22 protein-coding genes and 1 tRNA gene are annotated in these 24743 nt (G+C 66.0%); 11 read left to right on the top strand and 12 right to left on the bottom strand.

The genetic code is table 11. The features are described from left to right. Positions 1–10 precede the first annotated feature (10 nt). Complete coding sequence (locus ASC45_RS08545; protein WP_055450608.1) at positions 11–661, bottom strand: protein-L-isoaspartate O-methyltransferase family protein; 651 nt, start codon at positions 659–661, stop codon at positions 11–13. A 199-nt stretch (positions 662–860) separates the two neighbouring features. Here ASC45_RS08545 and ASC45_RS08540 point away from each other — a divergent pair, with 199 nt between their 5' ends. The 3 genes from ASC45_RS08540 to ASC45_RS08530 all read left to right on the top strand — a co-directional run bounded on the left by ASC45_RS08540 (position 861) and on the right by ASC45_RS08530 (position 4411). Continuing rightward, positions 861–2138: an Nramp family divalent metal transporter gene (locus ASC45_RS08540; RefSeq protein ID WP_055450607.1), complete on the top strand. Its 1278-nt coding sequence runs from the start codon at positions 861–863 to the stop codon at positions 2136–2138. A gap of 113 nt (positions 2139–2251) precedes the next feature. Next, complete coding sequence (locus ASC45_RS08535) at positions 2252–3511, top strand: NRAMP family divalent metal transporter (protein WP_055450675.1); 1260 nt, start codon at positions 2252–2254, stop codon at positions 3509–3511. Positions 3512–3562: 51 nt separating this feature from the next. Then, positions 3563–4411, top strand: coding sequence for an undecaprenyl-diphosphate phosphatase (locus ASC45_RS08530; RefSeq protein WP_055450606.1), 849 nt, complete (start codon positions 3563–3565; stop codon positions 4409–4411). Between the two features lie 110 nt (positions 4412–4521). Here the strand turns inward: ASC45_RS08530 and trmB are convergent, their stop codons facing one another. Next, a complete protein-coding gene (gene trmB / locus ASC45_RS08525) occupies positions 4522–5232 on the bottom strand; it encodes a tRNA (guanosine(46)-N7)-methyltransferase TrmB (RefSeq protein ID WP_055450605.1) in 711 nt (236 codons plus the stop codon). A gap of 50 nt (positions 5233–5282) precedes the next feature. Then, positions 5283–5356: transfer RNA gene (locus ASC45_RS08520), tRNA-Gly, on the bottom strand. A 67-nt stretch (positions 5357–5423) separates the two neighbouring features. On the opposite strand from ASC45_RS08520, the gene ASC45_RS08515 reads away from it, so the two are divergent. The 5 genes from ASC45_RS08515 to ASC45_RS08495 are packed head-to-tail and all read left to right on the top strand — an operon-like array spanning position 5424 to position 9793. Next, entirely contained in the window at positions 5424–5957 is a 534-nt protein-coding gene (locus ASC45_RS08515; protein WP_055450604.1) for a DNA-deoxyinosine glycosylase, read from the top strand. A 5-nt stretch (positions 5958–5962) separates the two neighbouring features. Then, positions 5963–6745, top strand: coding sequence for a class I SAM-dependent methyltransferase (locus ASC45_RS08510; protein ID WP_055450603.1), 783 nt, complete (start codon positions 5963–5965; stop codon positions 6743–6745). A 36-nt stretch (positions 6746–6781) separates the two neighbouring features. Next, positions 6782–8617: a type IV pilus assembly ATPase TfpB gene (tfpB, locus tag ASC45_RS08505; RefSeq protein ID WP_055450602.1), complete on the top strand. Its 1836-nt coding sequence runs from the start codon at positions 6782–6784 to the stop codon at positions 8615–8617. Positions 8618–8633: 16 nt separating this feature from the next. After that, positions 8634–9455, top strand: a complete 822-nt coding sequence (locus ASC45_RS08500) for a DUF4197 domain-containing protein (protein ID WP_055450601.1) — start codon at positions 8634–8636, stop codon at positions 9453–9455. Further along, positions 9455–9793, top strand: coding sequence for a DUF4282 domain-containing protein (locus ASC45_RS08495; RefSeq protein WP_055450600.1), 339 nt, complete (start codon positions 9455–9457; stop codon positions 9791–9793). The genes ASC45_RS08500 and ASC45_RS08495 overlap by 1 nt, the downstream gene beginning before the upstream one ends. A gap of 157 nt (positions 9794–9950) precedes the next feature. On the opposite strand, the gene ASC45_RS08490 is transcribed toward ASC45_RS08495, so the two are convergent. Together ASC45_RS08490 and nadB are read right to left on the bottom strand one after the other, a co-directional pair. Then, entirely contained in the window at positions 9951–10775 is an 825-nt protein-coding gene (locus ASC45_RS08490) for an inositol monophosphatase family protein (RefSeq protein ID WP_055450599.1), read from the bottom strand. A gap of 11 nt (positions 10776–10786) precedes the next feature. After that, positions 10787–12355, bottom strand: coding sequence for an L-aspartate oxidase (gene nadB, locus ASC45_RS08485; protein ID WP_055450598.1), 1569 nt, complete (start codon positions 12353–12355; stop codon positions 10787–10789). A gap of 143 nt (positions 12356–12498) precedes the next feature. Between nadB and ASC45_RS08480 the strand changes: the two genes are divergently transcribed. Beyond that, a complete protein-coding gene (locus tag ASC45_RS08480; RefSeq protein WP_055450597.1) occupies positions 12499–13278 on the top strand; it encodes a class II aldolase/adducin family protein in 780 nt (259 codons plus the stop codon). 40 nt (positions 13279–13318) lie between these two features. On the opposite strand, the gene panC is transcribed toward ASC45_RS08480, so the two are convergent. The 4 genes from panC to ASC45_RS08460 all read right to left on the bottom strand — a co-directional run bounded on the left by panC (position 13319) and on the right by ASC45_RS08460 (position 16189). Beyond that, the gene (panC, locus tag ASC45_RS08475) at positions 13319–14164 is read right to left on the bottom strand and encodes a pantoate--beta-alanine ligase (protein ID WP_055450596.1); all 846 of its coding nucleotides are present in this window, start codon (positions 14162–14164) and stop codon (positions 13319–13321) included. Between the two features lie 5 nt (positions 14165–14169). Continuing rightward, entirely contained in the window at positions 14170–15036 is an 867-nt protein-coding gene (gene panB, locus ASC45_RS08470) for a 3-methyl-2-oxobutanoate hydroxymethyltransferase (RefSeq protein WP_055450595.1), read from the bottom strand. 76 nt (positions 15037–15112) lie between these two features. After that, positions 15113–15961, bottom strand: coding sequence for a segregation and condensation protein A (locus ASC45_RS08465; RefSeq protein ID WP_055450594.1), 849 nt, complete (start codon positions 15959–15961; stop codon positions 15113–15115). A gap of 30 nt (positions 15962–15991) precedes the next feature. Further along, positions 15992–16189, bottom strand: coding sequence for a DUF3460 family protein (locus ASC45_RS08460; protein ID WP_055450593.1), 198 nt, complete (start codon positions 16187–16189; stop codon positions 15992–15994). Positions 16190–16417: 228 nt separating this feature from the next. On the opposite strand from ASC45_RS08460, the gene ASC45_RS08455 reads away from it, so the two are divergent. Further along, the gene (locus tag ASC45_RS08455; protein WP_055450592.1) at positions 16418–17620 is read left to right on the top strand and encodes an ammonium transporter; all 1203 of its coding nucleotides are present in this window, start codon (positions 16418–16420) and stop codon (positions 17618–17620) included. A gap of 28 nt (positions 17621–17648) precedes the next feature. On the opposite strand, the gene ASC45_RS08450 is transcribed toward ASC45_RS08455, so the two are convergent. The 3 genes from ASC45_RS08450 to ASC45_RS08440 all read right to left on the bottom strand — a co-directional run bounded on the left by ASC45_RS08450 (position 17649) and on the right by ASC45_RS08440 (position 24147). Then, on the bottom strand, positions 17649–19061 hold the full coding sequence (locus ASC45_RS08450; protein WP_055450591.1) for an alkaline phosphatase D family protein: 1413 nt from the start codon (positions 19059–19061) through the stop codon (positions 17649–17651). Further along, positions 19061–21310: a TonB-dependent receptor gene (locus ASC45_RS08445; protein WP_055450590.1), complete on the bottom strand. Its 2250-nt coding sequence runs from the start codon at positions 21308–21310 to the stop codon at positions 19061–19063. Before ASC45_RS08445 ends, ASC45_RS08450 begins: the two co-directional genes overlap by 1 nt. A gap of 155 nt (positions 21311–21465) precedes the next feature. Beyond that, positions 21466–24147 (bottom strand): bifunctional YncE family protein/alkaline phosphatase family protein, encoded by a 2682-nt coding sequence (locus tag ASC45_RS08440; RefSeq protein ID WP_055450589.1) that lies wholly within the window; start codon positions 24145–24147, stop codon positions 21466–21468. Between the two features lie 100 nt (positions 24148–24247). Between ASC45_RS08440 and ASC45_RS08435 the strand changes: the two genes are divergently transcribed. After that, positions 24248–24715, top strand: a complete 468-nt coding sequence (locus ASC45_RS08435; protein WP_055450588.1) for a hypothetical protein — start codon at positions 24248–24250, stop codon at positions 24713–24715. Positions 24716–24743: the final 28 nt, after the last annotated feature.

Below are 24743 nucleotides of genomic sequence, written 5' to 3'. Positions count from 1 at the left end.
TTTTTCAGATTCAGAATTGGAAGCGGGACGGTTCGGGGAAATGCTCCAGCCGCGTGGCCACGGTGTCGAACAGGTCGCGGGTGCGGAAGTCGGTTTCGGTGGCGCGGGTGACGATCTGTGCGCGCATCACTGGCTCGAAGCCGACGATGGCCGCCAGCCGTCCGCCGACCTTCAGGCGTTGCAGCAGGTCTTGCGGAATCTGCGCCACCGAGCCCGAGAGCACGATCACGTCGAACTCGCCGCGCTTGGTGTAGTGAGCGCCGTCAGCCTGCTCCACGGTGACGTTGGTCATGCCTGCGCGCTGCAGGTTGGCGCGCGCCATGCTCACCAGCTCTTCGTGCAGTTCCAGCGTCTGCACCGCCGCGGCGCGATGGCCGAGCAGCGCCGCCATGAAACCGCTGCCCGCGCCGACTTCGAGCACCCATTCGTCCTTGCGCACGGCGAGTTCCTGCAGCAGCCGCGCTTCCACCTTGGGCGCCAGCATGTTCTGGCCGCAGGGCAGGGGAATTTCCATGTCCATGAAGGCAAGACCACGGTAGGCGGCAGGCACGAAATCCTCGCGGCGCACGCTGGCCAGCAGATCGAGCACACCGGCGTCGAGCACGTTCCACGGGCGGATTTGCTGTTCGATCATGTTGAAACGGGCTTGCTCGATGCTCATCGGTCCTCCGCTGGCGCAGTCAAAAAAATGCGCATAGTTTAATTTGTCACACCTACCCCCAGTGCGCGCCGGTGTCTGCGGTCAAGCAAATTCCGCGCCGTTTCGGTCCGGATGGGCTAACGGTGCAATACATAAATCCAATTAGAAATAAAAATCGATCGGCCTAAATTATCTCCAGGACGTTCTCCGGGAGATACCCATGTCGTATGTCACCACACTCGATCAGCGCACGGCGCACGCGGCGCAGCTTGTGCTGAGTGGCGGGCCGGGAAGGGGCGGCATGCGGCGTCTGCTGCCTTTCATCGGGCCTGCGGTCGTCGCGTCGGTGGCCTATGTCGATCCGGGCAATTTCGCCACCAACATCCAGGCCGGCGCCCAGCACGGCTACACCTTGTTGTGGGTGGTGCTCTGGGCGAATCTGGCGGCCATTCTGGTCCAGGGCCTGTCGGCCAAGCTGGGCATTGCCACAGGGCGTAATCTCCCGGAGCTGATTCGCGAGCGCTTTCCGCGCAAGCTGGTGTGGTTCTACTGGGTGCAGGCTGAAATCGTGGCGATGATGACCGATCTGGCCGAGTTTCTCGGTGCGGCGCTGGCGCTGAATCTGCTGTTCGGCCTGCCGATGGGGGTGTCGGTGCTGGCGGCGTTCGTGATCGTCATGGGCATTCTGATGCTGGAGCGCCGGGGCTTTCGGCCGCTGGAACTGGTGGTGGCCGCGCTGGTCGCGGTCATCGCGCTGGGCTATGGCCTGCAACTGGCGCTGAGTCGTCCGGCCCTGCTGCCCATCGTTCAGGGCACGCTGCTGCCGAGTTTCGGCGGCAGCCCCGATGCGGTCTATCTCGCCGTGGGCATTTTGGGAGCGACGGTAATGCCGCATGTGATTTACCTGCATTCCAGCCTCACGCAGCGACGCATCCAGGCCCCGGTGCAGCGACGGGCGCTGCTCGTGCGGTTTGCCTGGAAAGATGTGATGTTGGCCATGGGCCTGGCCGGGCTGATCAACATGGCCATGCTGGCCGTGGCTGCGGCTACCTTTCATCAAAAAGGGCTCGCGGCCGACGATCTGAGCGAGGCCTACCGCACCCTTGCCCCGGTGCTGGGCGCGGGGGCGGCCACGGTGTTCGCGCTGGCGCTGCTGGCCAGCGGCATTTCCAGCAGCGTGGTGGGCACCATGGCCGGGCAGGTGGTGATGCAGGGCCTGGTGGGTTTCACCGTGCCGCTGTGGGTGCGGCGGCTGGTGACCAGCTTGCCTGCGGTGGTCGTGGTGATGCTGGGCATCGACCCCACGCGCACCCTGGTGTTCTCTCAGGTGGTGCTGTCGTTCGGCATTCCCTTCGCCCTGGTGCCGTTGCTGCTGTTCACCTCCAACCGAGAGTTGATGGGCGAGCAGGTCAACCGCCCGGCGCTGCGGCGCCTGGGCTGGGCAGTCGCGGTTCTGATCGTCGGGCTGAATGTGCTGTTGCTGGTGAAGCTGTTGTGAGGCGGATGTTCTGGCAACAGGTGTGAGCAAACGTAAATGGAATTGAATTTCAAATAAAAGTAACTAGCATTTGCATCGGTACTGCCGCGCCGCGGCAACCTTCGCACATGCTCATGTCCGCCAGTCCATCGCTGCAGCAGCCCGGCTCCGCGCCGCTATCCCGCCTTGCCGTGTTTTTTGCCGTGCTCGGCCCCGGGCTCGTCGTCATGCTGGCCGATACCGATGTCGGCAGCGTGATCACTGCGGCGCAGAGCGGGGCGCAGTGGGGTTATCAGTTGCTCAGCCTGCAGCTCGTGCTCATCCCTATCCTGTACGTGGTTCAGGAGCTGACGGTGCGGTTGGGCATTTTCACTGGAAAGGGGCATGGCGAGTTGATCCGCGAAACCTTCGGCGGCGGCTGGGCCTGGGTGTCGGTGGCTGGGCTGGCGGTGGCGTCGGTCGGGGCCATCATCACCGAGTTTTCGGGCGTGGCCGGTGTGGGGTCGCTGTTCGGCGTGCCGCGCGGGTGGAGTCTGAGCCTGGCGGCGCTGTTCCTGCTGGCGGTGGTGTGGACGGGGTCGTACCGCCGGGTGGAGCGCGTGGCCATCGCGCTGGGGCTGTTCGAGCTGGTGTTCGTGTGGGTGGCGTTTCGCGCGCCGATTCACGGCACGCAGGTGTGGGAGGGGCTGCGGCATCTGCCGATGCACCATCCGGCGTACTGGTATCTGGTGGCGGCCAATATCGGCGCGGTCATCATGCCGTGGATGGTGTTTTATCAGCAGTCTGCCGTGGCCGACAAGGGATTGAAGCCGGAGCAGTACACGGCGGCCCGATGGGATACGGCCATCGGCGCCGCGCTCACCCAGCTCATCATGGCGGCGGTGTTGATGGTCACCGCGGCTGTGCTGTGGAACGGGCACAGCACGGCGCCGCTGAATACGGTGGGGCAGATCGCGCAGGCGCTCACCCCTAGCCTGGGCGAGGAGCTGGGCCGAACGCTGTTCGGCCTGGGCATCCTCGGCGCGGCGATGGTGGCGGCCATCGTCGTGGCGCTGGCGGCGGCCTGGGGGTTCGGCGAGGTCACCGGATACAAACATTCGCTGGAACAGCATCCGACCGAAGCGCCCTGGTTTTACGCGGTGTTCAGCGCCGGGGTGATCGGCGGGGCGCTGGTGGTGGCCTTCGTGCCCGATCTGGTGGCGCTGTCGATCGGCGTGGAGGTGATGAACGCGCTGATGCTGCCGCTGGTGCTCGGCTTTCTGGTGGCGCTGGCTACCAAGGCGCTGCCGCCGGAGCATCGTCTGCGCGGTGGTTACTTTTGGCTGGTGGTTGCGGTGGTTCTGCTGACCGCCGGTTTGGGGGTGTATGGCGGGTTGAGCAGCCTTTTTTCATAAATTCGGCGCGGGCTTTGCGGATAATCGCAACTTTTTGTCACAAGGCTCAGCATGGACGCGCATTCCGCCTTCGTGGTGGTCATCCTCGGACTGGTCGAGGGCATCACCGAATTTCTCCCGATTTCCTCGACCGGCCATCTCATTCTCGCCGCCAGCCTGATGGGCTGGGTGAGCGACAAGGCCAAGGTGTTCGAGATCGCCATTCAGAGCGGGGCCATCCTGGCGGTGATGTGGCATTACCGCGCTCGCATCGCCGAGGTGCTCTCCGGCATGGCCGCATCCGAGCCCGCGCGGCGGGGCAAGGCCTGGCGCTTCGCCGTCAATGTGCTCATCGGTTTCATTCCCGCTGCCATTCTGGGTTTGCTCTTCGCCAGCGCCATCAAGCGCTGGCTGTTCGCGCCCGTGCCGGTGGCCATGGCGTTCATCGTGGGCGCATTCGTGATCTTCTGGGCGGAAGCCTGGCAGAAGCGTTCGGCCCAGCATGTTCGCATCCACCATGTGGACGACATGCGCGCCGTCGATGCCCTCAAGGTGGGTGTGGCCCAGGCTTTCGCCCTCATTCCCGGCACCAGCCGCTCGGGAGCTTCGATCATCGGCGGCATGTTGTTCGGCCTGAGCCGGGCCGCGGCCACCGAGTTCTCGTTTTTCCTCGCCATTCCCACCCTGCTGGCCGCCACGGTGTACGACCTCTACAAACATCGCGACCTGCTGAGCCTGAGCGATGTGCCCACCTTTGGCCTGGGCATGGCCGTGGCTTTCGTCTCGGCGCTGGTGGTGGTGCGGTGGCTGCTGCGCTACGTGGGCGGACACAGCTTCGTGCCCTTCGCCTGGTACCGGCTGGTGTTCGGCATCCTGGTGCTCGTCACTGCCTGGGGCGGCTGGGTGAACTGGTCGGGGTAAAGGCCCCCCCGAAAACCTCGCTCTGCTCGGTTCTCCCCCCAGGGGGCGAGTCACCCTTGGGGCGGCCCGGCGGGTGACTCAGCTTTCTTTGGAAGGTCGCGGCTTGGGCGTCAAAGTGCCGTGAACATCAGATCCCATACGCCGTGCCCGAGCTTGAGGCCGCGGCGCTCGAACTTGCTCACCGGGCGCCAGTCGGGGCGTGGGGCGTAATCGGCGGCGGTGTTGACCAGGCCGGGCTCGGCACGCAGCACCTGGAGCATGTGCTCGGCGTAGGGCTGCCAGTCGGTGGCGCAATGCAGATAGCCGCCGGGTTGCAGGCGGCTCGTGGCCAGTTGTACGAACTCGGGCTGGATCAGGCGGCGCTTGTGATGCCGCTTTTTCGGCCAGGGATCGGGGAAGTAGATGTGCAGACCGTGCAGGCTGCGCGGGGCGATCATCTGCCGCAACACCTGGACGGCGTCGAATTGCACGATGCGCAGATTGCTCAGGCGCGCCTCGTCGATGCGCTGCAACAGCGCACCCACGCCGGGCGGGTGGACTTCCACGCCGATGAAGTCGATCTCGGGTCGCGCAGCGGCGATCTTCGCCGTGGCGTCGCCCATGCCGAAGCCGATCTCCAGCACCCGCGGCGCCTCGCGGCCGAAGACCGCCGACCAATCCGGCACGCGATCGGCAAACGGCACGATCCAGCGCGGTCCCAGGGTGGCCAGCGCCCGGCTCTGGGCTTCGGTGGTACGTCCCGCGCGCAGCACGAAACTGCGGATGGCGCGGTGCCGTGGCGCCTGGGCGTCGTCTGCGTCGGGGGTGTGATCGGCCGTCATGGCGAAAAAAAACCGGCAGGCGCCGGAGAGGATGAAAGAGGCTGTTGCATTGGAGCGGGTGAAGGGAATCGAACCCTCGTATGCAGCTTGGGAAGCTGCCGTTCTACCATTGAACTACACCCGCCGTGCGACGAAGCCGTGCATTATAGGCAGGCAGGGGAGGGCGGAGCCGCTGCGGCGACAATGCGCGAATGGTCCGCTCTCTTCGCAACGAATCTGTCGATGCAACGCTGCTGCGCGGGCTGGCGCCGGTGATCCGGGCAGACTGTCGGCTGCTGGTGCTCGGCAGTTTTCCCAGCGTGGCCTCGCTGCGGGCGCAGCAGTATTACGCCCATCCGCGCAACCAGTTCTGGCCCATCGTCGGCGATCTGCTCGGGCTGGATTTGCCCAGTCTCCCGTACGCCGAGCGCGTCGAGGCAGTGCTGCAACGCGGGCTGGGCATCTGGGACGTTTATGCCCATTGCCGCCGCGAGGGAAGCCTGGACAGCGCCATCACCGACGAGCTACCCAACGACCTGGCCGGACTGGTGGCGGGTCTGGCGATGCTGCGGCTCATTGCTCACAACGGTGGAGAATCCGCCCGCGCCATGCGGCTTACGCGCAGTCTGGGGCCGCAGGTGTGTCGACTGCCTTCCACCAGCCCGGCGAATGCGAGCTGGAGTCTGGAGCGCAAGCGCGCAGCCTGGCGCGAGGCCTTCGTCGCCGCTCAACTCATCAACGGATAAACAAGATGCCCAAACCGGTCTTCCCCGCGCCCACTTTGTCGGAAGAGGATGGCGTGCGCCACCTGCATCTGGGCACGCCATGGATTCAGGGCAGCATGCGCATCGCCCGCCCCAACGACATCGAGCTGGAGTATGTGCAGCGCATGATGGCGTGGATGCTGCTGCTGCCCGAAAAGGCTTGGCGCGGCGGCACGGCGGTGCAACTGGGCCTGGGGGCTGCGGCGATCACCAAGTTCATGCTCAAGCGCCTGCGCTTGTCTTGTGTGGCCGTGGAGCTGAACCCGGGCGTGATTCTGGCGGCCCATCGCTGGTTTGCGCTGCCCGAGCCCGGCCCCAAGCTGCAGGTGCTGTGCGCCGACGCGGGTGCCTTCGCCGCCGACCCGGCCAACGCCGGCCGCGCCGCTGTGCTGCATGTGGACATGTACGACGAGGAGGCCGCAGCGCCCGCTTTGGAGTCCGCCGAGTTTTACGCCGACTGCCGCGCGTTGCTGAGCGAGCAGGGCGTCATGGTGGTCAATCTGTTCAGCGGGCCGGGCCATGTGCGCGTGCTCGAGCGCAATCTGCAACGCATTTGCGCCGCGTTCGATCAGCCCGGCGACAGCGTCTGGCAGCTGCCGCCCAACCGCGACGGCAACCTCATCGCCATCGCGCTGCGCGACGCCGCGCAGTCACCGCTGCCCACGCGGGCGCAGCTGCTCGAACGCGCCGAAGCGGTGACTGCGCTCACCGGCGGTCTGCCCGCGCGGCGATGGGCGCGGCTGCTCAAGCGCTTGCAGCCGGTGCGTTAACACGTCTTCACATGGGGCTGTCCTACACTCGCCGCCATGGACGCACCACGCACTCCCAACCGCACCGCCGACCCGTCTCAGCTCCCGAAGGCGCGATCCGCGCCCACTTCGCCGCCCGCCGCACAGGGTCGTCTGGACTGGCGAGAGCTGCTGCAATGGCTTGAGGCCGACGGCCTGATCGACGAAGCATCGGCCAAGTACGGCTGGGAGCGCTGCGCCCACGCCAGTGGCAAGCTGCACGCCCTGCAGCGGGTGGCGCTGGCCGGGCTCAAGCGTGCGAGTGATGGCCGCAGCCTTGATCTGGACGTGCTCACCGAATGGCTGGCGCAGCGCGCGCAGATGCCCTACTTGCGCATCGACCCGCTGAAGGTCGAGATCAGCAAGATCGGCGATCTCATGTCCACCAGCTATGCCGAGCGCCACCGCATCCTGCCGGTGGCGGCTTCGACCGAGGCGGTCACCATCGCCACTTGCGAGCCGTTCGACCGCGCCTGGGTGCCCGAGATGGAGCGCATGCTGCGCCGCCCTATTGAGCTGCGGGTCGCCAGCCCGGCCGACATCACCCGCTACACCGTGGAGTTCTTCAACCTTGCACGTTCGGTCAAGCATGCGCAGAAGAGTGGCAACACCGGCGGCGTCAACCAGTTTGAGCAATTGGTGGAGCTGGGCCGTAGCGGCCGCGCGCTCGATGCCAACGACGCCGGGGTGGTGCAGGTGGTCGACTGGCTGTGGCAGTACGCCTTCGAGCAACGTGCCTCCGACATTCACCTTGAGCCGCGCCGCGACATGGGGGTGATCCGGTTTCGCATCGACGGCGTGCTGCATACCGTCTATCAGGTGCCCGGTTCGGTCATGGGCGCCATGACCAGCCGAGTCAAGCTGCTCGGGCGCATGGACGTGGTGGAAAAGCGCCGCCCGCAGGATGGCCGCATCAAGACCCGCAGGCCCTCGGGCGACGAAGTGGAGCTGCGCCTGGCCACCATGCCCACGGCGTTCGGCGAGAAGCTGGTGATGCGCATCTTCGACCCCGACGTGGTGGTGCGCGACATGCCGGCGCTGGGCTTTCCGGCGCACGAGGCGCGTGAGTGGCAGCGTCTGACCCGCCAGCCCAACGGCGTCATCCTCGTCACCGGCCCGACGGGCAGCGGCAAGACCACCACGCTGTACTCCACCCTCAAGCGCCTGGCCACAGAGGAGGTGAACGTCTGCACCATCGAAGACCCGATCGAGATGGTCGAGCCCGCGTTCAACCAGATGCAGGTGCAGCCCGCCATCGACCTCAGCTTCGCCGAAGGCCTGCGTGCCCTGATGCGGCAAGATCCCGACATCATCATGGTGGGCGAAATCCGCGACCGCGAGACCGCCGACATGGCCGTGCAGGCCGCGCTCACCGGCCATCTGGTGCTCTCCACCCTGCACACCAACGACGCGCCGTCGAGCATCACCCGCCTGCTCGAACTCGGCGTGCCCTCGTATCTGGCCAGCGCCACCCTGCTGGGCGTGCTGGCGCAGCGCCTGGTGCGCACCCTCTGCCCGCACTGCAAACAGCCCGACGACACCTTCGATCAAGAGGCCTTCCGCGCTGCCGTGGCGCCGTGGAAAACCCAAAGCGAAGTGCGCCCGTACAAGCCTGTGGGCTGCGTGGAATGTCGCAACACCGGGTATCTGGGCCGCATCGGGCTGTACGAGTTGCTGAGCTGTAGCGAGACTTTGCGTGCGCTGCTGGTGCGCAGCCCCGAACTTGCGCCACTGCGGGCGCAGGCCATCAAGGACGGCATGAAGCCGCTGCGCCTGGCCGGTGCCATCAAGGTGGCCGAAGGCCTCACCACCCTCGACGAAGTGCTGCGCGCCACCCCCGATCCGCAACGCTGACCCACTGGAGAGCCCGATGACATTCCGACCCCTTGCGTTCGCAGCCTTGCTGGCGCTTGCCGCGCCGCTTCCCGCCATGGCGTTCGACCTCGGCAGTCTCACGAATCAGCTCAGCGGCGCGCTGGGCACTGCGCAGGCTCCTGCGCAACAAACCGCACAGCCGAACCAGACCGGGCAGGGCGGCGGAGCTTCCTCGGGGGCGATGAATGCCGCCGTGGCCGCACTCAGCAGCGGCGAAGTCGATCAAGGGCTGAAGACCGCGCTCTCGCGCGGGGCCGACATCGCGGTGAAAGAACTCGGCCGTGAAAACGGCTTTTACGGCAACGCCAAATGGCGCATCCCCCTGCCGCCCGCCATCGAAAAAGCCAGCGGCCTGATGCGCATGGCGGGCCTGGGCGCGCAGGCCGATCAGCTCGACCTCGCCATCAACCGCGCCGCCGAAGCCGCCGTGCCCGAGGCCAAAACCCTGCTCGTCGGCGCGGTCAAGAGCATGACGGTGCAAGACGCCAAGGGCATCCTCACCGGCGGCAACGAAGCCGCGACCGACTACTTCAAACGCAAGACCGAAGCGCCGCTGACGCAAAAATTCCTGCCCATCGTCACCCAGGCCACCGACAAGGTCGGCCTGGCGCAGACCTACAACCGCTTCGCCGGGCAGGCCGCACAGTTCGGCCTCGTCAAAGTCGATCAGGCCAGCATCCAGAGCTACGTCACCCAACAGGCGCTCGACCGCCTCTACCAGGCCATCGGCGAACAAGAAAAAGCCATCCGCGCCGACCCCGTGGGCACCGGAAGCAAGCTGCTGAGCAAGGTGTTTGGGGCGGCGTTGGGGCAGTGATGCAGGCGCTGGCCGATTTTTTCTCGTTTCGCACCTTCATCAGCCTGGACGTGCTGCGCGTGGTTTACGCGCTGGGCGCCATCGGCATGCCGTTGATGGCCTGGGCTCTCTGGCTCTGGCTCAGGCGCTACGCGCTCTGGAACTGGATGCGCAGAGCCGCCGAGCAAACCACCGCTCGCGTGGTGCCGCGACGCTGGCGGCTGGCGGGCATGGTGCTGTTCGTGATGTGCTTTTTGTGCATGGAGCTCATGTGGCGCATGATGTTTGAATTCATCATCGCCTATCTGCAGATGCGCGACGCGCTGCAAGAGCTGGCGCGCGGCTCAGGTACGAGCTGATCACGGGTGCCTTCAGGATCAGATCAAGCTTCTTGGTTGGGTGCTAAGGAGCTAGACCCCTTTGTCTTTGTTGCCCGCTCGTACCGTGAAGGGTTAGACCCTCCTGCAAAGGTGAGCAAGATTCCGGGGTCAGGTCTACCCTTTATGCATCTAATCTTCAGCCGGATGTTGCACTGTTCGCATCCAGCCACTGCACCCACTGCGCAAACAACCCCGCATCGCCCGTGCAGACGGCTGAGCGTTTTTCCAGGGTGTTGTTGAACACGGCTTCGCCGCCCAGGGTTTGCGCATGACCGCCGGCTTCTTGCAGGATGAGGCTGCCAGCGGCGTAGTCCCACAGGCCCTGGCTGCCGTGCAGGTAGAGGTGGAAGCGCCCGGCGGCGACCCAGCACCAGTCGAGGGCGACCGAGCCGATGGAGCGTTGCGAGGCGTAGGGCGGCCGCATCGCCAACTGGGTGGCCAGAGGGGCGGAAAGGCGCTTGAAGTCGATGCAGGCGATGGTCTTGGGCAGTGGCGGGGGGCCTTGGGGCACGCGCAGCGGCTGGCCGTTGAGCTGGGCGCCTGCGCCGAGGGCGGCGCTGAAGACTTCGTCGCGCATCACATCCACCACCACGCCCAGGCGCACCCTGCCGCCGCGTATCCAGGCCAGCGAGGGGCCGAACACGGGCAGGCCGGCGGAGAAGTTGCTGGTGCCGTCGAGCGGGTCGAGCACCCACAGGCCGGGGCCGTCGGGGGCGGCGGCTTGCTCGGCCATCAGGCGTTGTTGTTCGGCGGCGCTCATTTCCTCGCCCAGCAGGGGAATGTCGGGCCACAGCGCGGCGAGTTCGCGTTGCACGCGGGTCTGCATGGCGAGATCGGCGTCGGTGATCCAGGTGCCGTCGGCTTTCAACCGTGGGTCGGGCGACTGCGCGCGGGGCAGGATTTCACCGCGGGCGGCGTTGCGCAGCAGGGCGCTGACGATGGCGAGCTCTGGGGTGTTCACGCTAGTCCTTTTCAGGGCACGAGGATGGTGGGCGCTGCCGGAGCGGCGGTTTGCGGCCAGTCGAGGCTGTAGTGCAGACCGCGGCTTTCGTGCCGCAACTGCGCCGAGCGCACGATGAGGGCGGCCACTTGCAGCAGGTTGCGCAGTTCGAGCAGGTCGCGGGTGACGCGGAAGTTGGCGTAGAACTCGTCCACCTCGGCCTGCAGCAGGGCGATGCGGTGGGCGGCGCGCTCCAGGCGTTTGTCGGTGCGCACGATGCCGACGTAGTTCCACATTAGGCGGCGCAGTTCGTCCCAGTTGTGGCTGATGACGACGAGCTCGTCGGCATCGCTGACGCGGCTTTCGTCCCAGCGGCGAAGGGTGGGGATGGCGGTGGGCTCGGCCTGCACGATGGACTGCGCCGCCGCCTTGCCGAACACCGCGCATTCGAGTAGGGAGTTGCTCGCCAGCCGGTTGGCGCCGTGCAGGCCGGTGTAGGCGACTTCGCCCGCGGCGTAGAGGCCGGGCAGGTCGGTACGCCCCGCCAGATCGGTGAGCACGCCGCCGCAGGTGAAGTGCACCGCGGGCACCACGGGTATGGGCTCGCGCGCCATGTCGATGCCGAGTTCGAGCAGCCGGGCGTGGATGGTGGGGAAGTGCTGGCGGATGAAGGCTTCGCCCTTGTGGGTGATGTCGAGATGGACGCAGTCGAGGCCGCGCTTTTTCATCTCGAAATCGATGGCGCGGGCGACCACGTCGCGCGGGGCGAGCTCGGCGCGCGGGTCGTGCGCCGGCATGAAGCGGGTGCCGTCGGGCAGCAGCAGCTTGCCGCCTTCGCCGCGCACGGCTTCGGTGATGAGAAAGCTCTTGGCCTTGGGGTGATACAGGCAGGTGGGGTGGAACTGGATGAACTCCATGTTCGCCACGCGGCAGCCCGCGCGCCAAGCCATCGCCAGGCCGTCGCCGCTGGCGGTGTCGGGGTTGGTGGTGTAGCGGTACACCTTGCCGGCGCCGCCGGTGGCGAGCACGGTGTGCGCGGCGGCGAAGGTCTCGACACGGCCACTGGCGGTATCGAGCGCATACGCGCCCCAGCAGCGGCGGTCGGCTTGGCGACCGTCCACATGGCGCTGGGTGATGAGATCGACGGCGACGTGGTTTTCCAGCAGGGTGATGTTGGGATGCGCGCGGGCGCGGGCGAGCAGGGTGGTCTGGATGGCCGCGCCGGTGGCGTCGACCACATGGGCGATGCGGCGCTGGCTGTGGCCGCCTTCGCGGGTGAGGTGCAGCCCGGCGCCTTCGGTGTCGAAGGGCACGCCCTGTTCGCGCAGCCAGGCGATGGCGTCGGGCCCGTGCTCGATGACGAAACGCGTGGCCGGCAGGTCGTTGAGCATGGCGCCGGCGACCAGGGTGTCGTGCACATGCTCGTCGAAGCTGTCGCACTCGGCCAGCACCGCGGCGATGCCGCCCTGCGCCCACTGGCTGGACGAGACGTCGAGCGTGCGCTTGGCCAGCACCGTGACCTGCCGATGCTCGGCCAGATGCAGCGCGGTGGTCAGGCCGGCCAGACCGGCACCGAGGATGAGTACGTCACTTTGAGGCATGGTGGATCGACAGTCACGACTGCCGCTTGGAAGAGGGTGGAGACAGCGTGATTGTCCCTTCTTCGCGCGGGGAGGTGTGTTGTCTGCTGACAAGGCGCGCGATGGGGTCGAGAATCGGGCATCCCTGAAACACGGAGACAAGCATGCAACTTCCGAATCTGAAAGACGCGGTGGACCCGCAGGAGTGGGCGCTGCGCTGTGATCTGGCGGCCTGTTATCGCCTCGTGGCCCTGTACGGCTGGAGCGATCTGGTGTTCACCCACATCAGCGCCAAGCTGCCGTCCTCACTGACGGGCGGCGAGCATCAGTTTCTCATCAATCCCTATGGCCTGATGTTCGACGAAATTACCGCGTCGAGTCTGGTGAAGGTGGACGCGGAGTGCAACAAGCTCAGCGACAGTCCGTTTCCGGTCAACCCGGCAGGCTTTGTCATTCACAGCGCGGTGCACGAGGCGCGGCCCGATGCCGCTTGCGTGCTGCACACCCATACCCGCGCCGGGGTGGCGGTGAGCGCGCAGGAGCATGGCTTGCTGCCCATCAGCCAGCAAAGCACTTTCGCGCTGGCTTCGGTGGCGTATCACGACTACGAGGGCGTGGCCTTCCGGCCCGAGGAGAAGCCGCGTCTGCAGAGCGATCTGGGCGATGCCCATTTCCTCATTCTGCGCAACCACGGTCTGCTGACCGTGGGGCCGAGCATCGCCGATGCCTTTCTGGGCATGTACGTGCTTGAGAGCGCGTGCCAGATTCAGATTGCCGCGCTGGCGGGGCAACAAGGCGCGGCGGGGCTGCGACAGGTGCAGCCGGACATTCTCGACGGCGTTGCGCAGGCGATGCGCGTGCAGACCGGCGGCATGGGCGGCGCCTTCGTCTGGCCTGCGCTGTTGCGCAAGCTCGATCGTCTCGACCCTGGCTACAGAATCTGACGGCGTGTCCTGCGAAACCGCGCGGACTGCGGCACTGGGTTCAACACTCCAGGTTGTCGATCAGCCGGGTGCGGCCCAGGCGGGCGGCGCCCAGCACCACGCAGGGAACGCCCTGGTGCAGGTCTTGGGCGGTGGGTGTGTGCAGGTCGGTGCGGCGGCGCAGGGTGAGGTAATCGGGCGTCCAGCCGAGCTGGTCGAGACGGGTCATGGCCTGCTGTTCGAGCAGAAGGATCTGCTCGGGCGCAGTGGCCATGCGGGCATCGTCGGCCAGGGCGCGCAGCGCAGCCTGAAGCTGCGGCGCCTGCGCGCGCTCCTCGGGCGTGAGGTAGCCGTTGCGCGACGACAGTGCCAGGCCGTCTTCTGCACGCACGGTGTCGAGGCCGATGATGTCGATCGGCAGGGCGAACTGCTCGACCATGCGGCGAATGATGAGCAGCTGCTGATAGTCCTTCTTGCCGAACACGGCATAGCGCGGCCGCACCATCTGAAACAGTTTCATCACCACGGTGGCCACGCCCTCGAAGTGGCCGGGACGCGCGGCGCCGTCGAGAATGCCGGCGATGGCCGCATCGGGCAGCACGCGGAAGGTCTGCGGCTGCGGGTACATCTCGGCCTCGGAGGGGGCGAACAGCAGGTCGCAGCCGACGCCCGCCAGAAGCTCGGCGTCGCGCGGCAGGGTGCGCGGATAGCGGTCGAAGTCTTCGTTCGGGCCGAACTGCAGGCGGTTGACGAAGATGCTCGCCACCACCGGCACGTTCTCTTGCTGCGCGCGGGCGATCAGCCCGAGGTGCCCGGCGTGAAGGTTGCCCATTGTGGGCACCAGCGCCCAGTTCGGAAATTGCCGCAGCGCGGCGCGGAGATCGGTGAGGGTATGGACGGTCTGCATGCGCTTCAGGCGGTGTAGCCGTGGACGGCTTCGTCGGGGAAGCTGCCTTCCTTCACGGCCTCGACATAGCTGCGCACGGCGTCGAGCACGCTGGGCGCGCCTTGCATGAAGTTGCGCACGAAGCGCGGCTTGGGGCCGCGGGTGATGTCGAGCATGTCGTGCAGCACCAGCACCTGGCCGTGGGTGCGGGCACCCGCGCCGATGCCGATGGTGATGCCCGGATAGTCGGCGCTGATGTCGGCGGCGAGATCGGACGGCACGAGTTCGAGCACCAGCATGGCCGCACCGGCGGCGCCCAGTTCGGCAGCATGGCGGCGCAAGGTGTCGGCCGACTGCGTGTCTCGCCCCTGGATGCGGTAGCCGCCCAGCGCATGCACGCTCTGCGGGGTGAGGCCGAGGTGGGCGCACACCGGAATGCCGCGCTCCACGAGAGCGGCGACGAGCGGCGCGGTCCAGCCGCCGCCTTCGAGCTTGATCATCTGCGCGCCGGCTTGCATCAGCGCCACGCTGCTGGCCACGGCCTGCTCGACGCCGCCCTGGTAGCTGCCGAAGGGCAGATCGGCGATGAGCCAGGCGCTGCGATTGCCGCGCGCCACGCACTGCGTGTGATAGACCATCTGCTCCAGCGTGACCGGCAGGGTGGAGGCGTGCCCCTGCATCACCATGCCCAGCGAGTCGCCCACCAGCAGGCAATCGACCCCGGCGGCGTCGAGCAGGCTGGCGCTGGCCGCGTCATAGGCAGTGAGCATGGTGACTTTCTCGCCGGCCTCGCGCATGGCGCGCAGGCGATGCAGGGTGACGGGCTTGCGCGGCGCGTCGGCTCGGGGCGGGGCGCCGTAGGGCGCCTGGGGCGGGGTGGATTCAGCGGGCATGTCGGGCTTCGGGAAAACCACGGCATTATGCCCGTGCGTGGGGGCGTTTTGCGAACGAGCGTTCGATACGCGGCATTCAGCTCGGGGTATAGGCCAGCCGCACGTAGAGCGGTGCGAAGGCTTCGGCCTGGGTGAGTTCGACCAGCGCCTCGCGCGTGAGTTCGAGCAGCGCCACCAGGGTGACCACGGCCACGGGCACGCCCTGCGTCGGGTCGAACAGTTCGTGGAATTCGAGAAAGCGCTGGCCTTGCAACTGGCGCAGCACTCGGCTCATGTAATCGCGCACCGAGAGTTGCTCGCGGGTGATCTTGTGATGCGTATGCAGCTTGGCGCGCTTGAGGATGTCGCTCCAGGCCTGCTGCAGTTCGGCGATGGCGACATCGGGCAGGCGCGGCGCCGCGTCGCGGTCGAACAGCACCTGCGCGCGCCAGAAGTCGCGGCCAAGCACGGGCAGGGTGTCCAGCTGCTGCGCGGCGAGCTTGAAGCGCTCGTACTCCAGAAGCCGACGCACGAGTTCGGCGCGCGGGTCTTCGGGCTCGGCGCCCGATTCGGTGGGCGGCCGCGGCAACAACATGCGCGACTTGATCTCGATGAGCATGGCCGCCATCAGCAGGTATTCGGCGGCCAGCTCGAGGTTGTTGCGGCGGATCTGCTCGACGTAGCTGAGATACTGCGCCGTCACCTGCGCCAGCGGAATGTCAAGGATGTTGAAGTTCTGCTTGCGGATCAGGTAGAGCAGCAGATCCATCGGCCCTTCGAAGGCTTCGAGAAAGACCTCCAGCGCGTCGGGCGGGATGTAGAGATCCTGCGGCAGCTCGAACAGCGGCTCGCCATACAGCCGCGCCACCGCCATGCCATCGACCGTGGCGGGCGTGCTGTCCACCACGGGCGAAATCAGCTCGGATTCACTGGGGGCGGGGAGCATTTGTCAGCGCGTCACGGTCTGGGTGCGCGCTCAATGACTTCCATAAACGTAGGCTTTCTGCGGCACACGGCCTTCCTTGAAAGCCTTGGCCAGCTCGGGGTTCTGGGGCTTGTCCCAGAACCGCGCGCGGCCTTCGCGCTGCTTGGCCTCGAGTTGAGGGTCGCTGTGCTTGAGGTCCTGGATGAAGTGGGTCACTTCGGACACATAGGGCTTGACTTTGAAAGGCATGGGCGTCGTCTCTGTCAAAAAATGGCTCAGGCATTCTAAGCAAGCGGTGGACACGACTCGAAGGCACGAATAGGGTGCGCAAAGGCCTTGATTTGGTGCATTGTTGGCCTGCAAATGCACTGAGTCAGGGCAATTTGTGATGAATGATGACAAGAACGGAGCTTTTTAGCCCTTGAATCGGGCATGAGGTTTGCTTTTGGTGCATCAGGCATTTTTTTAGGAACTGACATGGTGCAAGATCCTTCCAGCGGCAATGTGTTGTTCATCCTCCTCGGCGCCATTCTGGTGCTGGCGATGCACGCCGGTTTCGCCTTTCTCGAACTGGGCACGGTGCGCAAGAAAAACCAGGTGAACGCGCTGTCCAAGATCATCACCGACTTTTCGGTGTCGGCCATTGCCTACTTTCTCATCGGTTACGGCATCGCCTACGGCCAGCATTTTCTGGTCGGCGACGATGTGCTCACCAAAGAGCACGGCTACGCGCTGACGCGGTTTTTCTTTTTACTGACCTTCGCCGCGGCCATACCGGCGATCATCTCCGGCGGCATCGCCGAACGCGCCAAATTCTGGCCGCAACTGCTCGCCACTTTCACCATCGTCGCCTTCGTGTACCCGTTTTTCGAGGGCATCGCCTGGAACAGCAATCTGGGCGTGCAGGCCTTGCTGCAGGCCACCTTCGGGGCGCCGTTCCACGACTTCGCCGGATCGGTGGTGGTGCACGCGATGGGCGGCTGGATCGCCCTGGCCGCCGTGCTGCTGCTGGGCGCCCGGCGCGGGCGCTACCACGCCAACGGCCAGATGTCGGCGCATCCGCCGTCGTCCATTCCTTTCCTCGCGCTGGGCTCGTGGATATTGATCGTCGGCTGGTTCGGCTTCAACGTGATGAGCGCGCAGAAACTCGACCAGATCAGCGGCCTGGTGGCGGTGAACTCGCTCATGGCCATGGTGGGCGGCACGCTGGCGGCGTTGGCCGCAGGCAAGAACGACCCCGGCTTTCTGCACAACGGCCCCCTGGCCGGGTTGGTGGCGGTGTGCGCGGGCTCGGATGTGATGCATCCGCTGGGCGCGCTGGTGGTCGGCGCGGTGGCCGGTGGCCTGTTCGTCTGGCTGTTCACCCTGACGCAGAACCGCTGGAAGATCGACGACGTGCTGGGCGTCTGGCCCTTGCATGGACTGTGCGGCACCTGGGGCGGCATCGCCGCTGGCATCTTCGGCATGAAGGCGCTGGGCGGGCTGGGCGGGGTGTCGCTGCTGTCGCAGATCGTCGGCACGCTGCTGGGCATCACGGTTGCCCTGATCGGCGGCTTCGTGGTCTACGGTGTGCTGAAAAAGACCCTCGGCATCCGCCTCGATGCCGAGGACGAGTTCAATGGCGCCGATCTCTCCATCCACCGCATCAGCGCCACCCCGGAGCGCGAGGTGTCGTGGTGATGCGGGGAGCGGATTGCATCGCTGGCGCTCAGCTCCAGCCCAGGTCGCTCAGGCTCAGGGTGTGCGACCACAGCACCTTCCCTTCGGCGCTCTTGGTCACCAGCTCCAGTGAGCGGCTCTTGCCTTCGCCGCGCAGCTTGAGCAGCCCATAGTTGCGTTCGGTCACCAGGGTGCCGGGCACGCGGTTGGGGTTGCCATCGCCGCGGGCAGGACCGGAGTTGAGCGGAGAACTGGTGAACTCCCACAGCGGGTAGTCGTGCTTGCCGCTATAAGCTGGGCGGGGCGCGCGGATCAGCTCGGTGATGTGGCGGTCGCCGCTGAGAAACACCAGTCCGGGGATGCGGTATTGCTGCAGCCAGCCGGTGAATTCGGCGCGCTCGATGGGGAACTGGTTCCAGCCTTCGTATGCATCGTCCTCGTTGAAGAACTGCCCGCCGGCGGCGACGATCTTGAACTTCGCCCGCGAGAACAGCAGGGCGTTCTTGAGCCAGCGTATCTGCGCCGGGCCGAACATGACCTTGCCACGCTCGCCCGGGCTGGTGGCGTCGGCGCTGCGCCACCAGCGGTTGTCAAGCAGAAAGATGTCGGCATCGGCGATGCTGGTCTTGGTGAACACCCCGGCCACGCTCCCCACGCCGTAAGTGGGATTGGCCCAGTAGGTCTGGAACAGATCGAGCGCTGCGCTTTTGAATTCGAAGCTGCTGTCGCTGTCGTTGGGCCCGTAGTCATGATCGTCCCAGATCGCCACCTGCGGCGTGGAGCGCAGGAAGGCATCGAGCGGTGCGAAGCCGCGGGTCTGCCGATAGCGCAGCGCCATGCCTTCGGGGCTCTGGGTATCGGCCTCGCGGTAGTAGAGGTTGTCGCCCAGCCAGATCATCAGATCGGCGCGCTCGGCCGTCATGGGGCCGTAGATCTCATAGCCGCCGCCATACGGTTTACCAGGACGGTCGAAGGCGGGGTCGTTGATGTAGGCGCACGAGCCGGTGATCAGCGTCACGTCGGGAGGCGGATTGCGGAATTGCCAGATCGGCTGGGTACGCACGGTGATGACGCGGTCTGCCGCAGGCTGGCCGTTGACCAGGGCCACAGCAACGTAGTTCACGCCGGGGTTGAGGTCGTCGAGCACCAGGTGGGCGCAGAACTGACCGGCAGCATCGGTGCGCTGCGATGCCGTGCGCTTCTTGTTGCCGGGCTGATCGACCGGTGCATACTCCAGCGCGACTTCTGCCGCGCCGGGAGTCTGCAGCCACACCACGGCCGAACGCGCAGCCACATAGCCCTGCATAGGCCCGGCGAACAGCGTGCCGGGAGGTGCAGGCTCGGCCCATGCCGCAGGAAAGGTCCAGCCACCCGTAGCCAGCAGCGCCGAGGCGGCCAGGCCGCCGCGCAGAAAGCTCCGGCGCGTGGGCAGCCGGGGCGGAGTTTGCGGTGCGGCGCCCATCAGAACCGGGCCTCCATGCCGAGGTAGAAGCTGCGCGGCCGACTGGTGTAGAGCAGTGGGTTGCTTGCGCTGCCAGGGTAGCCGGTCTTGTATTTGTAGACATGTTGTTCGTTGAACAGATTGCGCACGTTGAGCTTCACGCTGAACTGCTTGAAGCCCAGGCCGCCCGCGGTGTCTCCGGCCTTCCAGGTGTAGCCCAGCGAGGCGTCGGCGGTGGTGTGCGCGTCGATGGGCGACTTGCTGTCGGTCCAATAGGCCTCGCTGACATGGCGTAGGCCGAGGCTGGCTTTCCACGGCCCGGTGCGGTAGGTCAGACCGGCGGCCACGGTGCTGTGTGGGGCAAAGGGCATGGGCAGCTTGGCCGAGGTGAACTGGGCATTGAGCAGGCCGAGGTTGGCGTAGGCCGACCAGTTGTTGTTGAAGGTGAAGTTGTTTTGCCAGGCCAGACCTTCGTTCACCGCCTTGCCCACGTTGGCCAGAATGGTGACCGAGCCGGTCGATCCCGGCGGGGTGTAGGTGTAGCTTTGGATGTAGTCGTCGAAGTTGACGCGGAACAGGTCGAGCGCGCCGCTCCACATGCCGAAGTCGTACACCACACCGGCGTCATAGGTGGTGGCCTTCTGCGGCGCGAGGTCGGGGTTGTAAGTGCCGATGTAGTACTGGTTGTACTGCGGCGGGTTGGTGTTGCGGGTGACGTTGGCATAGAGGTTGATGCCTTTGCTCACCGCGTAGTTCACGCCCAGCGAGGGCATGGTGGTGGAGAAGGTATTGCTGAATTGACCGGGCTTTTTCTGCGCCAGCGCGGCGTAGTTGGTGAAGTCGCGGCTGACGTGCAGGTACTTCAGGCCGGCTTGCAGGGTGAGCGCCTGCGTGGGCGTGAAGGTGAAGTTCACATAGGGCTCGTAGAGCTTGGTGGCCACCGGCTCGTCATACACCGAGCCGAGGTATTGGCCCGTGGTGCTGCTGATGAACTGCTGGTCGTGCGTGGTGTCGTTCTTGTTCAGCCACAGCCCGGCTTCCATCTTCACTGTATCGGCCAGGGGCATGCTCAGGCGGAAGATGTTGCCGATGCGGCGGGTGTCGTTGATCGAGTGTGAAAGGAACAATCCGCCAGCCGGTGCCTTCACGCTGCCGAACACGCCATTGGGCTGCAGCAGGTTGTAGGTGGCGTTGGTGTAAGCGCCGCCGCCGAAGCCGTTGCCGCGGTAGTAGTAGAGCTGGTTGGACAGGGTGACGTTGCCGAAGGTGCCTTCATACTTGGCGTAGGTCAGCCAATTCTGGTAGGTGTTGCTGTTGTAGTCGGTGAACAGACCGTTGGGTTTGCCATTGACGATGGGAGCGTCGGTATAGACGTTGCAGGTGTCGCCGAACTTGGCCACGTTGGCGGCGGTGCAGCCGCCGTAGTAGTTGAAGTTCTGGTTGTTCTGCGTGTAGAACAGCGTGAGCGCGCCATTGCCGAGCTGGGTCACGCTCTTGAACAGATACTGTCGTTGGTCACTCGGGGTGTTGTCGTAATAGCCGTCGAGCTTGTTGCGGTTGGCGTAGAACCACAGCGCGGTGGGCGCGCCGGTGTTGGCGCCCAGCAGCCCGGAGTTGGCGAGCAGACCGTAGCTGCGCTTGCCGAAAGAGCCTACGCCGCCGAACAGGCTCAGCGAGGGCGTGGGGCCGGGGTTGAGCGAATAGGTTTCCACCGAGCCGCCGAACGCCGCCAGCCCGGGAATGGCCGCCGAGGCCGCGCCGGGGAAGTAGCGCGTGCCCGAGATGAGACGCGTCGGGATGAATTCGTTGGTGTAGAAGGCGTAGCTGTCGTTGTCGTTCAGCGGTATGCCGTCGAGCGTCCAGTTGATGAGGTTTTGCGCGAAGCCGTTGATGTACACGGTGTCGCCGTTCTGGCTGTCGCCGTCGCTGGTCACGACCACGTTGGGCATGACCTTGAGGGCGCTGGTGAACGATTCGGTGGGGTCCATCGCCTGATATTGCCCAGCGGTGATTTCGGTCTGCGCCTGGGTCGCGGTGGGGTTGAAGAGCTGCACGTTGTCGAGCTGCTTCTTCGGGATGGACTGCACCGTGCCCGCAGGCGCGGAGACGAACAGCCCGCTGCCGGAGGTGCCGCCCGCAGCCTGCCCTTGGGCGCTGACTTCGCCGAGGCTGGACGGTGTCTGCGCCCAGGCGGCGGGGGAACACACCAGCGCCACGGCAAGGGCGATGTGGCGAGGACGGAAACGCGGGGTGGTGGGTGAGGCAAACACGGACGGATCTCCAGGAAAGGTGTTGGACGACTTGCGCAATGCGCAAGCCGCCCATTCTTGGAACCGCCGATGAAAGCGTTTTGAAACGCCTGTGAAGATTTGGTGACGTTTGTTGCGCGCAACAGCACAGGGCTGGGGATTGCGGCATCGGCAGATCAGTCGTCGCCCGCGATCAGACTGGCCTGCGGGCGATGCTGGGTGTGCGCAAGAGTCTGCACATGGGCCAGCATGGCGGCATAGGCCTTTGTCCCTTTGCTGGCAAGCCATTCCTGGCGCATCTGTTCGGGGCCGGAAACCTTGAGCAGCGCGGTTGGCGTGTAGCTGGGGCCAAGCCGTGCTGCTGCCTCGGTCGGGCTGACGGGCGGGTGGGCCACGGGCAGGTGAGCGAAAGGCGCATCGGCACTGCACACGCCGGGATTGCGCTGCATGGGCACCTGCATCGGCAAGACGGGGTAGGGATCGATGTCGGGCCGCTGGCGCCAGATGCCGCTGAGTACCTGCGCATTGGCATCCCATTGCGACATGGGCGGAATGTCGGCCACGGCCTCGATGGTGCGCAGCAGATCGACTTGCGACAGATGCCGGGTGACCAGCACACCCGGTTTGACCCAGGGCCCAGCGGCCACGGCGAAAGTGCGGTGGGCGTCGATGTGGTCGGCGCCGGACTGAGCATCGTCTTCGGTCAGCAGCACCAGGGTGTGCTTCCAGCTTGGCAGGGTGGAGAGGCTGTGGATGACTTGTGCGGTGGCCAGGTCGTTGTTGGCGACATAGCTGTCCGGGGTGGGCAGGCACGGATGGCGGCCTGCGGTGTGGTCATCGGGCAACCAGATGTAGAGCACGCGCGGCAGGTCGGTGGCGTGCGAGCGCACCCAGTGGTCGAAGACCTTGGCGCGGTCGGTGTCGAGGATGAGACGGTCCCAGGCGGGATAGTCCATGGCCAGGTGGGCACGCAACGCCGGGGAGATGTCGCCGATCTTGTTGCGCGAGGCGAACTCGCCGAAGTCCTCGAAGCTCACACCGTGGGCCAGCAGGTCGTTGAACAGGAACAGCCGCGCCGGGTAGGTGATCCACGGGTTGCTCCAGTGGCCCAGCGCCGAAAGGTTCTTGTAGATGGCGTAGGGGTTGCGCGCGCCGCTGGCGTCGGGCGCGAGCGACTGCGTCCAGCCCGAGTTGGCGATAAAGCCGCGGTTGGAGTAGTACAGCGGCCAGGTGCGTTGGACGAAGTCGGAATCGGACGCCGCGGTGGTCCACTGGTGGCCTTGCGACGTGACTTCGCCGTCGGCAAAGAAATGCACGAACAGCGCGCCGTTTGCGGCCAGGTGAAACAGATTGGGCAATTCGCGCGGGCCATACAGCGCGAGCGCCGGGTCGGCCCACTGGCCTGCAGCAGCGTACTTGCCGAGGTCTTCGTCGAAGGTCTTGTTCTCGCGCAGGATGAACACGACGTGCCGGATGTGGGCATGCAGCCAGGCGGTGGCAGCGGCGTTTTCCGTGGCGAGCTTGCGGCGTTGCATGGCGTCGAAGCCGTCGTTGCGCAGCGCGGTCTGCGTCCACTGCGCAGCGCGCGCGCCAAGCTCGCGCAGGTCGATGCGCTGCACCACGCCCTGCATGCTGTTGCCCACCCATTGATGCTGCAGATTGGGCCCGCTGCCCATGCCCTTGGCACTGGCGACGAACAGGGTCTGCCCCTGCACTGCCAGCGCCGTGGGGTACCAGGCGGTGGGGATGAGGGCGACCCGCCTGCCGCTGGCCAGATCGAACACGGCGACGTCATCGTTGCCTGCATTGGCGACGAACAGCATGCCCTGCGCCACGGCCAGGGCGACGGGGTAGGAGCCGGGCGGGGCGCCGACATAGGGGCTGTCATCGAGCACGCGCACGGGTCTGAGACTGCGTGTGTTCACCGCCACGACGCGATCGAGATTGGCATCGGCCACCCATACGAGCGGCGTTCCCGGCTGCGCCGCAAGCGCCGTGGGGTGCGCGCCTGCGGCAAAGCTGTGGGCGCCAAGCTGCGGGCCGGTGGCGACGCTGCCGAGCACCTTCCAGCGCTCGCGGTCGATCACGGTCACGCCGTTGCCGCCCCAGTCGCTCACCACCAGTTTGCGGTCACCGTCGGCCAGGGTGACGGCGAAGGGATAGCTGCCGACGTTGAGCGTATCGACCGTTCCACTTTGCAGATCGACGCGCGCCAGGCTGTTGGCCAGCATGCCCGTGACATACGCATGTCGACCGCCCGGGCCGATGACCACGCTGTCGGGGTAGAAATGCCGCGGCTGCTGCCAGTTGCCCGCGTATCGATACGGGTACTGATCGCGCGGGAAGGGCTGCCACGGCAGGGCGTAGCGCCGCGCCATGCGCAGCGTGCCGTCAGGTTCGGGTTTGAGTGCGAGCAGGTCGTCGCTGTTGCCGCCGGTGGCGTAGAGCGTGCCGTCGGGGCCGAAGGCCAGTCCCTGGAACAGGCTCTGATCGTGGATGACGCTCGCCCTCTCTTGCGAGCCTGAGGTGTCCATCGCCCCCTGCGCCACGGTGGCGCCGGGCGCGGCGTGTTTCTTGTCCTTGTCGAGCAGGGTCAGCACGCCGGATTGCGGCTGCAGTGTGGCCGCGTCGAAGCGCAGCACGCTTTGCTGCTTGCTCGCGCCGCCGGTAAGCACGGCGAGTATGCCGTCACGCACCGCAAGCTGCGTGGGAAAGTTGGGCATCTGCGCGAGTTGCCCCACGGGCGTGAGCAACCGCCCGCTGGGGAGGATGGCCGTGGGCTGCTCGGGGGGCTGCGCCGCGGCGGCGCTGGCGACAAAGCCGGACAGGACGAATGCAAGAGCGGGACGGAAGGTCATGGGGCGGGATGAGCAAGGGAGGAGGGGACGCTGCAGAGTAGCGTTGCGGAACCAGATAAACGGTATAAACTGTTTATGTCTTTTTCAAACGGAGAGCATCATGTCTGTCGCCAAACCGCGCACCGCAGCGCAAGCAGCGCTCAAACGCGCAAGCGTCGCGGCGCGTGCCGCAAAACCCGTTACGACGAAAGCCGTGAGGCGCGCCGCGCCCGTCAAGACCGCAGCGAAGTCGGCCGTCAAGCCTGTACCCGTCAAGACCCCGTCGCGCAAGAAGGTCGCGGTCGAGTCTGCGACCCATTCCCCCAAGGCCCAGCCCGTCAGCACCGCCGCAGAGGCCAAGCCGCCGAAGATCAAGCTGGTGCGCGACAGCTTCACCATCCCCCGCACCGAATACGAGGCGCTCGACGCCCTCAAGGCCCGCCTGATCAAGCTCGCCCGGCCTGCCAAGAAGAGCGAGGTACTGCGTGCTGGCATCGCGGTGCTGACCACTCTGAACGACACGGCGCTTCTCGCCGCCCTCGACGCCGTGCCCGCGATCAAGACCGGCCGACCGAAGAAGGCCAAGTAGGCACGACGTGGGCTGCATGGGTGTGCGG

Origin of the sequence: Thiomonas bhubaneswarensis, from assembly GCF_001418255.1 — a bacterium.
Taxonomy (GTDB): Bacteria; Pseudomonadota; Gammaproteobacteria; order Burkholderiales; family Burkholderiaceae_C; genus Thiomonas; species Thiomonas bhubaneswarensis.
The sequence above is the reverse complement of the archived record's forward strand: the minus strand, read 5'-3'. Positions and strand labels throughout refer to the sequence as shown.

Excerpts from the sequence above, each read along its gene's own strand:
- ASC45_RS08545 (WP_055450608.1), bottom strand. The coding sequence starts at position 661 with ATGAGCATCGAGCAAGCCCGTTTCAACATGATCGAACAGCAAATCCGC.
- ASC45_RS08540 (WP_055450607.1), top strand. The coding sequence starts at position 861 with ATGTCGTATGTCACCACACTCGATCAGCGCACGGCGCACGCGGCGCAG.
- ASC45_RS08535 (WP_055450675.1), top strand. The coding sequence starts at position 2,252 with ATGTCCGCCAGTCCATCGCTGCAGCAGCCCGGCTCCGCGCCGCTATCC.
- ASC45_RS08530 (WP_055450606.1), top strand. The coding sequence starts at position 3,563 with ATGGACGCGCATTCCGCCTTCGTGGTGGTCATCCTCGGACTGGTCGAG.
- trmB (WP_055450605.1), bottom strand. The coding sequence starts at position 5,232 with ATGACGGCCGATCACACCCCCGACGCAGACGACGCCCAGGCGCCACGG.
- ASC45_RS08515 (WP_055450604.1), top strand. The coding sequence starts at position 5,424 with ATGGTCCGCTCTCTTCGCAACGAATCTGTCGATGCAACGCTGCTGCGC.
- ASC45_RS08510 (WP_055450603.1), top strand. The coding sequence starts at position 5,963 with ATGCCCAAACCGGTCTTCCCCGCGCCCACTTTGTCGGAAGAGGATGGC.
- tfpB (WP_055450602.1), top strand. The coding sequence starts at position 6,782 with ATGGACGCACCACGCACTCCCAACCGCACCGCCGACCCGTCTCAGCTC.
- ASC45_RS08500 (WP_055450601.1), top strand. The coding sequence starts at position 8,634 with ATGACATTCCGACCCCTTGCGTTCGCAGCCTTGCTGGCGCTTGCCGCG.
- ASC45_RS08495 (WP_055450600.1), top strand. The coding sequence starts at position 9,455 with ATGCAGGCGCTGGCCGATTTTTTCTCGTTTCGCACCTTCATCAGCCTG.
- nadB (WP_055450598.1), bottom strand. The coding sequence starts at position 12,355 with ATGCCTCAAAGTGACGTACTCATCCTCGGTGCCGGTCTGGCCGGCCTG.
- ASC45_RS08480 (WP_055450597.1), top strand. The coding sequence starts at position 12,499 with ATGCAACTTCCGAATCTGAAAGACGCGGTGGACCCGCAGGAGTGGGCG.
- panC (WP_055450596.1), bottom strand. The coding sequence starts at position 14,164 with ATGCAGACCGTCCATACCCTCACCGATCTCCGCGCCGCGCTGCGGCAA.
- panB (WP_055450595.1), bottom strand. The coding sequence starts at position 15,036 with ATGCCCGCTGAATCCACCCCGCCCCAGGCGCCCTACGGCGCCCCGCCC.
- ASC45_RS08465 (WP_055450594.1), bottom strand. The coding sequence starts at position 15,961 with ATGCTCCCCGCCCCCAGTGAATCCGAGCTGATTTCGCCCGTGGTGGAC.
- ASC45_RS08460 (WP_055450593.1), bottom strand. The coding sequence starts at position 16,189 with ATGCCTTTCAAAGTCAAGCCCTATGTGTCCGAAGTGACCCACTTCATC.
- ASC45_RS08455 (WP_055450592.1), top strand. The coding sequence starts at position 16,418 with ATGGTGCAAGATCCTTCCAGCGGCAATGTGTTGTTCATCCTCCTCGGC.
- ASC45_RS08450 (WP_055450591.1), bottom strand. The coding sequence starts at position 19,061 with ATGGGCGCCGCACCGCAAACTCCGCCCCGGCTGCCCACGCGCCGGAGC.
- ASC45_RS08440 (WP_055450589.1), bottom strand. The coding sequence starts at position 24,147 with ATGACCTTCCGTCCCGCTCTTGCATTCGTCCTGTCCGGCTTTGTCGCC.
- ASC45_RS08435 (WP_055450588.1), top strand. The coding sequence starts at position 24,248 with ATGTCTGTCGCCAAACCGCGCACCGCAGCGCAAGCAGCGCTCAAACGC.